The following is a 10,607-nucleotide window of genomic DNA, read 5'->3' on the forward strand; positions in this document are numbered from 1 at the left end:
GTCCAGCACCTTCTTGCGGCCGAAGCTGCGGCTCACGTGCGAGAGCACGATGTTGCCGCCGCGCGGCCCGGCGGAGGCGCTCGCGTGCACGCCTTCCTGGAGCATGCGGTCGCACTCGTCTATCTCCTCCTGGGCGTCCTCGCGGCCCAGGCGCAGCGCCTGCGTGAAGTACTTGCGGGCGGCGTCGTAGCTCTTCTCCACGAACATGCCCGTGCCGTAGCAGAGGGCCAGCTGGAAGGCCGCGTCCGCGTTGCCGTTCTCTATCGCGAGGTCGAACCACGCCACGCCGCGCGCGATGTCCTGCTTGAGGTACTTGCCGATGAGGTAGTAGTAGCCCAGGTCCCACATGGCGGTGGTGTTGCCCGCCTGGGCGGCGCGCTCCCACCACTCGCGCATGAGGTCGTAGTTCTTGGGGACGCCGTTGCCGGCCTGGTAGCGATTGCCAAGCGAGCGCATGGCCGTGCGGTCGCCCGCCTCGGCACGGGACTTGAGCTGGGCGATTTCGTCCTCCGCAAGGTCCGTGTCGTCGTAGTCGCGCCCGGGGGCGGCCATCGCGTCCGAGAAGTGCCTGCCGTGCAGCTCCTGGCCGGGTGCCGGCTGGGAGGCCGCCGTTGCCGCAGGCTCGGGTGCGGGGTTGGGCTCCGCCTTGGGCTCGGATGCGGGCGCGGCCTCCGCCTCGCGCCTGGCCTCGGGCCCTGCCTTGGGCTCGGGCTTTTGCTCGGCATCGGGTTCTTGCTCGGCATCGGGTTCTTGCTCGGCCGCGGGCTTCGGCTTGGCCGCGGGTTCGTCCCCGGCGGGCTTGGCCTGCTTGGCCCCGGCCCTCTTGGCATCGGACGCCTTGTGCCCCATCGCGACCACGACGGCCGCGTCCTTCTTGCCCTCGTCCGCCTGCGGGGACGGCTCGACCCTCACCACAAGGTTGGGGTGCCTCTCGCCCTTTGCGGGAGCATCGTCCTTTGCTGGCGAGCCCTCCTTGGCAGAGGCCTCCTGACCTGCGGGTTCCTCCTTTGCAGAGGCGTCCCCCTCCGTTGGGGCGCCTTCCTTGGCTGGAGCCTCCTCCTTGGCCGGAGCGCCCTCCTTGGGGGACGCCTCTTCCTTGGCAGGCACGTCGTCCTCGGCCGGGGCCTCGTCCTTGGTCGGAGCCTCCTGCTCGGGCGTAACGCTCTTCTCGCCCAGCGCCACCTGCATCAGGCGCTCCGGGAGCACCACCTTGTCGGGGTCGACGGTCTGCTCGGTCACCTCGGGCGACGCGTCCTCGGCGTCGGGCTCCGGCTCGTCCTTCACGAGCGTCACGTCGGCGTAGTCTATGTAGCCGGTCTGCCTGCGGCCGGACTGCCTTGCGGCGGGAAGCTGGCCCTTGGCATCGCCCTTGGTGCCGGAGTCGGCCTTTGACCTGCCGCGGCCGAGGCCAAAGGGCCAGCCGTGCCGCCTGGAGAGCTGGCCCTGCGGGTCGTTCTTGCCCCAAAAGACCTCGGAGTCGGTCTCTGGCCGTTTGCTGCCCATGCGCCTCGCCTAGCCGGTGATCAACGAGACGAGGTCGCTTGCGGACTTGAGCAGCGATATCTCGTCCTGAAGGTTCTCGTACGTGTCGTTTATGCCCGAAAGGAGCGACAGCAGCTCGTCGCGCTTGTCGTTAAGGTCGTCAAAGTGCGCGTCGCCCTGCGCCTTGACCTGCCTCTCGCAGTCCTTCGTGACGTCCTCGGCGCTGTCCAGCTCCTTGAGCAGGCTCGACAGGTCCTTGGCGGAGCCCAGCTTGGAGCCGTCCGCGGGAATGACCTTCTCGAGCTTGTCGCACACGGGTATGAGCGCGTCGTCGCACGAGCGCTTGCCCACGGCGGCCAGCGTGCGCGCCATGCGCACGTCGTCACCTATGATGGGCAGGCGCGCGGGGATCCCCCACACCCAGAGCTGCGTCTGGGCCTGGATCTTGTCCATCGCCTTGGTGAGCCTGCGCGCCGCCGAGATGGCGGAGCTGTACTGCGCCTTCTTGGCGGCGGTGGTGAGCTCCGCGTAGTCCGCGGTCACGTCCGCGGTGGCGTCCTGGATTGCAAGGTAGCTGCGACCAAGGAGGGCGAAGTACACGACGAGAAGGGCTATCACCACGGCGATGACCGTGTTCCTGGTCCTGTGGCTCTTCTTGGGCCCCTGCGACGCGTCCGCCTGCGCGGGAATCTCGTCGCTCGCGAGGCCCAGTTGCGATACGCGCTTGGCCATGTCCCCTCCTCCTGTCACCATCGGCCGACGCGCGGGGCGGCCCATGCGGCCCGCGCGGGTGTGAGTATCATACCGCTAGGCATCCTGCCCCTGCATGAAGCGCGGCGTGCGGCCCTCGCGCGTGGCGCAGGCAAGCTCCTCCAGGGCTTTGGCCACGCCGTCCTCGTCGCAGCGGCCTATGTGGTAGCGCGCCGCTGCCGCCGCCTCAGGCGTGGCGTTGGCCACCGCCACGGAGTTGGGGACCGCGCGCATGATGGCCAGGTCGTTCTCCGCATCGCCAAAGAACAGCACCTCGTCCGGGGTGATGCCCATGCTGTCCAACAGGAGCGGCAGAGCCGTGCCCTTGTTGAGCCCGTGCGGCACCACGTCGCACCAGCGGGCCACGGGCTGCACGATGTCGAACTCGGGACAGAGCTCCATGCCGCGCGCCTTGATCTTCTCCAACACGTCCTGGCCCAGCGGGCAGGCAACCGTCGCCCCGATCAGCTTGTCCTCCGGCACGGCGTCCACCAGCGTGGGGGCAAAGCGGAAGTCCCGCGCGTAGGGCGCCACCTCCTCCGCCGTGGCGCCGATGCACCAGGCGGGGTTGCTCGCGTCCGTCTTGAAGGGGTAGGCCGTCACAAAGCAGCCGTCGAAGCCGCCCACGTAGTCCGCCAGGCGCTGGAGCGCCGCGTTGTCGATGTAGCTCACGTGCCTGAGCTCGCCGTCCAGGCAGACCTTCTTGCCGTTGCTGAGGATGCCCGTCTGGAAGGCGGAGTCGTCGCCGCCAAAGAAGCGCAGCAGCTCCTGGGCGTCGCGGCCCGTGGCGGGGCCAAACTCCACGCCCGCCGCGCGCACCTCTTGTATGGCGTCAAGCGCGCGGGGGCTCACCCGCTCGCAGCCAAACGGCAGCAGCGTGTTGTCCATGTCCGTAAGGACGAGCTTGATCATGTGCATCCTCCAACGTGTCGCTTGCGTCACACCATGGCAAAAATCATACTATTGCCCGAAAACCAGCGCGGAATCCTCTGGCAAAGTCGCATATTGACGCCCCTGGAACCGCGACGCAGCTCACGCAGGGAGGTCCCACAGGTGCTCATGCCGCAGGACAAGGCGGAACGGCTCCACTTTACCCAGTCCTACGCCGGTGGCGAGGGCGCCGCATGGGCGGACCTCCCCTACTGGCAGTGGGACGTGGAGCAGTCCGGCTGCGGCCTGTGCGCCATGACCATGTGCCTTGACCTGCTCACCAACCAGGAGCTCACGCCGGCCGACGTGCTGGCGCGCTACCGCCGGGACAACATGGACGAGTGCGCCAAGAGCCTGGTGGGCGGGCGCAACCTGTGCCCCAAGCTCAACGCGTACAACGAGCGCACCTTTGGCATCCGCTCGCGGGACATGGAGCGCAGCGTGGACGCGTTTGCGCAGGCCCTCGAGCAGGGCGACGTGATCTGGGCGTCGAGCGCGGACAGGCAGGGCACGCACCCCTGGCGCTTTGCCGACGGCACGCCGCAGCCCCTGGACGAGACGGGCATGCAGCACCACCACGGGCACATCGTGTGCGTCTGGCGCCACGAGGACGGCGCCTTCCTGGTGAAGGACCCCATCGGCCCGCGCCGCCTGTGCAACAACGTGCGCTACACGAACGAGCAGATGGCACTCTGGCTGGCCGGAAACGACCACCAGCAGTACCGCATCTCGCTCGCGTAGGCGCGGTCGGCCGCATCGCCGACGGCACCGCAGGCCGTGCCGCTACAGGTCGCGCTTGGTCAGGATCTCCTGCGGAATGAGCCCGCACGCCTCGACCACGGCGCGCGCGTAGTCCGCCTCCTCAGGCGAGAGTCCCTCGCACATGAGCGACATGTCCGGCACGTCCAGCTTTGCCTGGCCGGTGGACTCGTTGTCCGCGGGGTCCGGGAAGCGCTCCATCGCGCGGTCCACCATGAGCTTGTACGCAGGCGAGAAGGACGTGAACTTGTACTTCTCGCCCAGCTCTGCCTTCAGCTTCATCATGAGGTCCACGCCCGCGCGGTCGATGTCGCCCCAGTAGAGCACCTCCACCGTGTCCGCGCCCAGCGTGTCGAGCAAGAGCGAGAGCCGGTTGTGCTCCAGCACGGGCGTGCCGCCGCCCAGCACCACGGCGTGCACGCGCTCGCCCAGGATCTGCGTGCGGCCGTCCTCGTACATGAGGTCGTGGACGTCCTGGTAGGGGTCGAGGTTCTCGGTCACCAGCACGCGCATGTGCTTTCGGCGGCGCGGCGCGTGGTACACGAGGTCGCTCTTGGGCATGGGACGGTGGCGCACCACGTCCTCCATCCCCATGGCGCGCAGCAGGCGGAAGCCGTCGCTCCCGTACTCGAAGAACTTCTCGTCCCCGCCCATCTGGTAGGCAAGCTGGCGCCGCGTGATGTCGCCAGGGAGCATGCCGTCCGTCAGCACGTCGTTTATGGCGGTTATCTCGCGCTCGTACATGGTGTAGGCACCCGGGTGCGAGAGCAGCCAGCCGTTCATCCAGAAGCGCGGGTCGAGCTGCACGATCTTCTGGCGTGCCTCGGCGTCGGCCTCGCTGCCGCGGCGCACGTACGGCACGCTCTTGAGCTCGCGGCGCGGCTGCTCCTTGCGGCGGCGTGCGTTGCCGGGCTGTTTGCCGTTGGCTGCGGGCTCGGGCTGGGGCGCGGCGTCGTCTGCCGAGGCGGCCTCAGGCGCGTCGGGCGCGTCCTTCTCGCCCGCGTCGGTGGAGTCTGAGGTGGTCGCAGCCGCATTCGCCTCGGCAGAGGTTTCGGGGGCATCCGCACTAACATCCGCATCAGAATCGGAGGCGGCCACGGGCGCATCGGGCTCGGGGGCGCCTGCGTCGACGTCAACCTCTGCCTGGGAGTCATTCGCGCCATCAGCTGGCACGGGCTCCTCGGCGTTAGGGTCCGACCCCGCCTCGGGAGCAGGGTCGGAGTCGCCCTGCGCCTCCTCGCCGGCGTCCTCGACAGTGGGGATGCACAGGTCATAGCTACCCTTCGCGTCGTCCGCGGGCACCAGGATGCCCGCCTTGACCATCCGCTTGAGGGCGGTATTGCTCACGTCGTACTTGCCCATGATCCGGTCGAGGTCGTCTGCCGAGACCCTGTCGCCCTTCACGCGGACGAGCGCGCTCGATATCCCGGGGGCATAGCCCCTGTCAGCGGGACCGAGCGCCTGCACCAACGCGTCGCGCAGCGCCTCCGCGTCGTCGCGTTCCTGTCCCGTCAGCTTTCGAGCCATCACAAAGTCCTTTCGTCTTGCACATGCCCCTCTACCATACGATATTCACGCGATTCTCGCAGGCAGACTGCCAAACCACCGCGCAATCCAAACGCCCGTGGTACACGCGAGCGGCAGAAAAGCCGTGGATGACGGCCAAAAGAGGCACGAGCAGACGAGAAGATCGAGCCACCGTTACTTCGACTTCGGCTTGCCGCCCTTGCCCTTGGCATGGTCGCTGGCGGCTGTCTTGCTCTTCTCCCCCGTCTCTGCTTTGACGTCCTTCTTGGTCCTCACGGCATCGGGGTCGACGCCGACTGCCTCGAGGATGCGCCTGACGTTCTTCTTTGCGTTGCGGACGCCGATGTAGAGGACGATCGCCGCAGCCGCACCAAACACGATGCAGACGATGCCCAGCGCGTAGGTCCAGAACGCGGCGTGCTGAAAGACGTACGAGTAGATCAGGAGCGCGCCGACCGCGACGACGGAGTAGCTCAGGCGCTTGTAGACCTCAAGGCGCATGATGGCGCGGGTCTGCTTGTCGGCCTCGTCGATCAGGGCCTCGCGCTGCGCCTTGCTCATGGTCGGCTGCGCGCTGGATGCGTTGGCGCCACCCTGCTTTGCCGTTGTCGCCTTGCCCTGCTTGCTCTTGTCGTTAGCCATGATTCCTCCCGGTCTCTTCCTTGGAAGAGAATAGCCGAAGTTTCACCAGTTTCCTTGACGCGCACGTGACCCGCCTGGATACGGATGACCTTGTAACCCGTACGACGCCTTGCCGATCGGTCCCTAAAGAAAGCCGGCCTCCTGCAAACTTGCACGAGGCCGGCTGCCTGTGGGGGCCGTTCCGCGTATCGCACACCCCTCCCAGCATGTGCGACACGCGGGTTGACCGCAATTCCAAGAACTAGTACTTCAGGCCCGGGTCGAAGAAGCCGACGAGGACGCCCACGAAGGCGATAAGAACGAGGATCAGCATGACAACGGTCGGGCTGATCTTCTTCTTGGTCATGAACCACCAGCACAGCCACACGAAGAAGAAGTTCAGGGCCTTCGGGAAGATGTTGTCCAGGGTGTCCTGCAGCACGAACGCGCTCTTCGCGCTGAACTGGAACTTCAGCGAGGTGCTGATGCTGATCCACGTCGCGGCGACGGCGCCGATGACCATGGTGCCGACCATGACGATGGAGCTACGCAGGGCAGCGGACTGCGGACCGACGAGCGCCTCGACGGCGGCGCCACCCATGGTATAGCCCTGGTTGTACGCGTACTTCATGCCGAAGTACATGATGAGGTTCCAGGCCACGATGTAGAACAGGGGACCGAGCACGGAGCCGCCAGTGGAAAGTCCGAGGGCGATGCCGAGCAGGATGGGGATGAACGTGCCGACGATGATGGAGTCACCGAGGCCGGCGAGCGGGCCCATGAGGCCAGCACGGATGCCGTTGATGGTCTCGTCGTCGAGGGGCTCGCCGTTGGCGCGAGCCTCCTCGAGGCCGGCGGTCAGGCCGACGACCAGGGTACCGATCTGAGGCTCGGTGTTGAAGAACGTGGTGTAGGTCCTGAGGGACTTGACCTTGTCCTCGTCGTTGTCATACAGCTCGTCGACGATTGGCAGCATGGCCACCAGGTAGCCGAAGGTCTGCATGTGCTCCTGCGAGAAGCAGGTAAGGTTACCGTACGCCCAGTTGCGGAAGCTCTTCTTGAGTGCCGCTTGGGAAAGCTTCTTCTTCTCAGCCATTAGATGTCCTCATCTTCCTCGTCATCGTCAACAGCGGCGGCCGAAGCATCGGCGATTGCGGGCTTGGCGGCCTTGGCCTGCTGGATCTCATAGTTCAGGAGTGCGAAGAACACTGCGATCAGCGCGGAGGCGATCAGGTTGCACTTCATGACGGCAGCGAGCGTGAAGCCGAAGCCAAAGATGACCCAGTCGAGCGGCTTCTCGATGACCTGCTTGCACAGGATTGCGACACCGACGGCAGGAAGGAGCGAACCAACGGTGAAGAGCGTCTTCATCGCGATGCCGTCCATGGGCAGGTAGTCCTTCATGACCTTGACCATAGGAGCGCCAGCCATGCAGATGATGAACGTGGGGAGGAAGGAGAAGAGGATGTGGCCGATCCAAGGCAGGACGAAGTCGACCATGGGAAGGGTCTTCTTGATCTTCTGCCAGTCATCGGTCTCCATGGCCTTCCAGCCGATGCCCTGCCAGACCAGGTTGATGGTCGCGGTGCCGTAGAAGAGGACGGTGCCGAGGGTGCCGACTGCAGCGCCGAGCGAGGCGGCGAGGCCAGCGGCGGCCGTGGAGTTGGGGTCGAGGCCCTGGGCCTTGATGGCGAGGATGGCCAGGGGGATGCCGATGTAGGTGACGGCACGGACGTCGGCGGAGACCGTTCCGCCAGGAGTCACCAGGGCGATGTAGACGAGCTGGATAGCCGCGCCGACGATGATGCCCAGCTGAACGTTGCCGAGAATGAGGCCGACGATGAGGCCGCCGACGAGCGGGCGTCCGAGGGTGTAGTTACCGATCGTGGTGCCGCCCATGCCAGGGAGCGATGCCAGGCATGCGAAGATGCCGAGCAAAGCGGCTTGGAACGCGTTAATGGCCATACGTGTCACTCTGCCTTTCGTTTCCGGTGACGAGACTTACTTGACGTCGAACTGATCGCGGAACTTCGGCCACTCGCCAATGGACTTCTCCTTGATCAGTGCGAACTCGACGGTGTAACCAGCCTTCGTGATGTCCTCCAGGGCCTGCGCCTCCTCCTGGGTGATGGACTGGTTGTTGCCCAGCTTGACGGCGCCGGGACGGTCGTTGCAGGGCCCGATGATGACGCGCTTGACATCGGACGGCACGAACTTGTGGTCGACGAGGATCTTCTTCATGTCGATCGGGTTCTTGGTGATGAGGAAGTACCTGGAGTCGGAGTCCAGGACCTTCTGGGCCTTGGCCAGGAAGTGCTCCATCGTCCAGACGAAGATCTTCTTCTCGGGCGCGGCGCCCTTGTAGGCAGCCTTGAGCACCGGGTTGGTGGCAGCGGCGTCGTTCACAGCGATGATGCCGTCGCAGGGATACTCCAGCGACCACCTGGTCACCGTCTGACCGTGGATCATACGGTCGTCAACGCGCACAAACGAAATCATACGTACTCCCCTTTCACGAAAATGCGTACAGTCCCCCACAGGCTTCGTTGGGAAGCCTGGCAGTACCAGAGCCATGGATACGGCAGGTAAGAGATCTAGGTTATAGAAGTGGACTCGTCAGGCGAGAAGAACGGGCGCCCTCAGTTACGGGGCGCCTCCCGCCGGGAGCGGCGCCGTGGCCGCTACAGGTCGTCCTCGTCGTCGTCCTCGACGTTCACGACGAACTCCTGCAGCGCAGCTGCGCCCTCGCTCACCACGTCGGCCGCGAGCGAGTCGTCGTCAGCCTCGGGCGAGAGGGCGGCCGTCAGCACGGCGGGCAGGTTCACGCCGCCAAAGATGCGCGTGCGCGGCAGCAGGCCGGCCTCGGTGATCGTGTTTATCGCGTTCGTCAGCGGAGACCCGCCGATGATGTCGCCAAACAGGAAGACGGAATCGTTCTCACCTATGACGGAGATGGTCTGCTTGAGCTCGGCGACGTACTCGTCCGCGCCTTCGCCCTCCTTGAGGGAGCAGCTCAGCACCTCGTCGCGGTCGCCTGCGAGCATCTTCAGAACGGAGTGAAGACCTTGTGCAAACGTACCGTGACTCACAAGAACCAGATACCTCATGATTGCTCCCCCTATAGGGACAACGTGCGCTTTTGCAGGTTGTCCTTCCAATTGACGAGTCTGATTATCACAATCGGAAGGTGGTGTGTAATACTATTTTTGCCACATAGTTGTAAATTCTGACGCAATCTCATTTTTCGTTCAAAGGGGGTCGCATGGGCGCTTCCACAAACGATTCTGGTAACGTTTCCATACCAGAGCCCAAAAGCGGGCCCGACTCGGCCCAGTTCGCGACACACCTCTGCCAGCTCTTCCTCGCATCGCACGGCATTCCCATCGCGTGCTGGAAGGGCCAGACGCGCATAGCGAGCTCGGGATTCCCCTCGGACATCACCCCGGACGCGTTCGCCCTTCTCCCCCTGCGCGCGCTCGAGAAGCCCTACGCCACGTACTCCACGCACGACGACGCCCTGTTTGGGTATGCGAGGCACGACGCCCTCGGCCTGGAGTTCGTCATCGGCCCCACGTTCCCTCTGGGACGCCAGGGACTCGTGCTCGAGCACTTCATGAACCTCACGGGCATCCCCACCACCAGGCGCGAGGAGGTCGCGCCGCTGCTCGCGCGCATACCGCGCTACACCTTCATTCGCTTCTGCGCGCTCGTGGCGTTTTTCCACCTCTTGGCGAACGCCTCCTCGGACGAGGCGGTGGCGGACATCACCGAGTACGAGGCCGTGAACGACGTGCATCGCGAGGCGTCCAGGCAGCAGGACAGCTTCTCGATCGAGCAGAGCATGCTCGTGCGCAACGACATCACGCGCCTCGTGCGCGAGGGCGCCGTGGACGAGATCTGGTCCGGCCTGGGCACGCAGACCTACCACGACAACCTGGTGAGCGAGCTCTCCGCCACCATGGGCAACGGCAACCTGCGCATGGCGAAGGACGAGTTCATCGTAGACGCGACGGAGACTTTCCTGCACGGCGCCATCCCGGGCGGCATCGGCACCAAGCTCGGCCTGCAGATGCTCTCGGCCTACATCGCCAAGTGCGAGGAGACGAACTCCGAGGTCGAGGTCGTCACGCTGCTCAACGCGATGCTCATGGACGTCGCGACCATCGTCAACAGCGTGCGCACGCCCAGCGGCATCAGCCCCGAGGTGCACGAGTGCATCAAGATCGTGGTCAACAACCTCGCGGCCGTCCCCACGATCGAGGAGCTCGCGCACCGCATCGGCTGCAGCACGTCGTTCCTCACCAAGCACTTCAAGGCGGAGACCGGCCTCACCATCAACCAGTACGTGCGCTACCGCCGCATGGACGAGGCCAAGCGCCTCCTCCACTACACCAAGTACTCCCTGAGCGAGATAAGCGCACTCACGGGCTTCTCGAGCCAGCCCTACTTCGCGAACACGTTCAAGCGCGAGTGCGGCATCACGCCCAAGCAGTACCGCCTGGCCGTGCGCGACACCAACGAGGACGAGGACATCTAGC

Annotated in this window: 10 protein-coding genes and 1 pseudogene; 2 read left to right on the forward strand and 9 right to left on the reverse strand. The window is 65.4% G+C overall.

Annotated elements, in window-relative coordinates:
- From ACI38Z_RS03280 to ACI38Z_RS03290, 3 genes and pseudogenes are all read right to left on the reverse strand, one after another.
- Positions 1 to 1,503 (reverse strand): annotated as a pseudogene (locus tag ACI38Z_RS03280) (hypothetical protein); the annotation flags it as partial.
- Between the two features lie 9 nt (positions 1,504 to 1,512).
- Complete coding sequence (locus ACI38Z_RS03285) at positions 1,513 to 2,214, reverse strand: hypothetical protein (protein WP_439788758.1); 702 nt, start codon at positions 2,212 to 2,214, stop codon at positions 1,513 to 1,515.
- Between the two features lie 75 nt (positions 2,215 to 2,289).
- Positions 2,290 to 3,144, reverse strand: coding sequence for an HAD family hydrolase (locus tag ACI38Z_RS03290; RefSeq protein WP_439788759.1), 855 nt, complete (start codon positions 3,142 to 3,144; stop codon positions 2,290 to 2,292).
- 147 nt (positions 3,145 to 3,291) lie between these two features.
- Between ACI38Z_RS03290 and ACI38Z_RS03295 the strand changes: the two genes are divergently transcribed.
- Positions 3,292 to 3,903, forward strand: a complete 612-nt coding sequence (locus ACI38Z_RS03295) for a hypothetical protein (protein WP_439788760.1) — start codon at positions 3,292 to 3,294, stop codon at positions 3,901 to 3,903.
- Positions 3,904 to 3,945: 42 nt separating this feature from the next.
- Here ACI38Z_RS03295 and ACI38Z_RS03300 read toward each other — a convergent pair whose 3' ends face one another.
- The 6 genes from ACI38Z_RS03300 to ACI38Z_RS03325 all read right to left on the reverse strand — a co-directional run bounded on the left by ACI38Z_RS03300 (position 3,946) and on the right by ACI38Z_RS03325 (position 9,176).
- Entirely contained in the window at positions 3,946 to 5,448 is a 1,503-nt protein-coding gene (locus tag ACI38Z_RS03300) for a Wadjet anti-phage system protein JetD domain-containing protein (RefSeq protein WP_439788761.1), read from the reverse strand.
- 174 nt (positions 5,449 to 5,622) lie between these two features.
- Positions 5,623 to 6,090, reverse strand: coding sequence for a hypothetical protein (locus ACI38Z_RS03305; protein ID WP_439788762.1), 468 nt, complete (start codon positions 6,088 to 6,090; stop codon positions 5,623 to 5,625).
- A 241-nt stretch (positions 6,091 to 6,331) separates the two neighbouring features.
- Positions 6,332 to 7,165, reverse strand: a complete 834-nt coding sequence (locus ACI38Z_RS03310; protein WP_439788763.1) for a PTS system mannose/fructose/sorbose family transporter subunit IID — start codon at positions 7,163 to 7,165, stop codon at positions 6,332 to 6,334.
- Positions 7,165 to 8,034, reverse strand: coding sequence for a PTS mannose/fructose/sorbose/N-acetylgalactosamine transporter subunit IIC (locus tag ACI38Z_RS03315; RefSeq protein ID WP_439788764.1), 870 nt, complete (start codon positions 8,032 to 8,034; stop codon positions 7,165 to 7,167). The genes ACI38Z_RS03310 and ACI38Z_RS03315 overlap by 1 nt, the downstream gene beginning before the upstream one ends.
- A gap of 36 nt (positions 8,035 to 8,070) precedes the next feature.
- Positions 8,071 to 8,568, reverse strand: coding sequence for a PTS system mannose/fructose/N-acetylgalactosamine-transporter subunit IIB (locus tag ACI38Z_RS03320; protein WP_439788765.1), 498 nt, complete (start codon positions 8,566 to 8,568; stop codon positions 8,071 to 8,073).
- A 182-nt stretch (positions 8,569 to 8,750) separates the two neighbouring features.
- Complete coding sequence (locus ACI38Z_RS03325) at positions 8,751 to 9,176, reverse strand: PTS sugar transporter subunit IIA (RefSeq protein WP_439788766.1); 426 nt, start codon at positions 9,174 to 9,176, stop codon at positions 8,751 to 8,753.
- A 155-nt stretch (positions 9,177 to 9,331) separates the two neighbouring features.
- On the opposite strand from ACI38Z_RS03325, the gene ACI38Z_RS03330 reads away from it, so the two are divergent.
- Positions 9,332 to 10,606: a helix-turn-helix transcriptional regulator gene (locus tag ACI38Z_RS03330; protein ID WP_439788767.1), complete on the forward strand. Its 1,275-nt coding sequence runs from the start codon at positions 9,332 to 9,334 to the stop codon at positions 10,604 to 10,606.
- The last annotated feature ends 1 nt before the right edge of the window (position 10,607 follow it).

It is taken from the genome of Parafannyhessea sp. (genome assembly GCF_051876455.1).
GTDB lineage: Bacteria > Actinomycetota > Coriobacteriia > Coriobacteriales > Atopobiaceae > Parafannyhessea.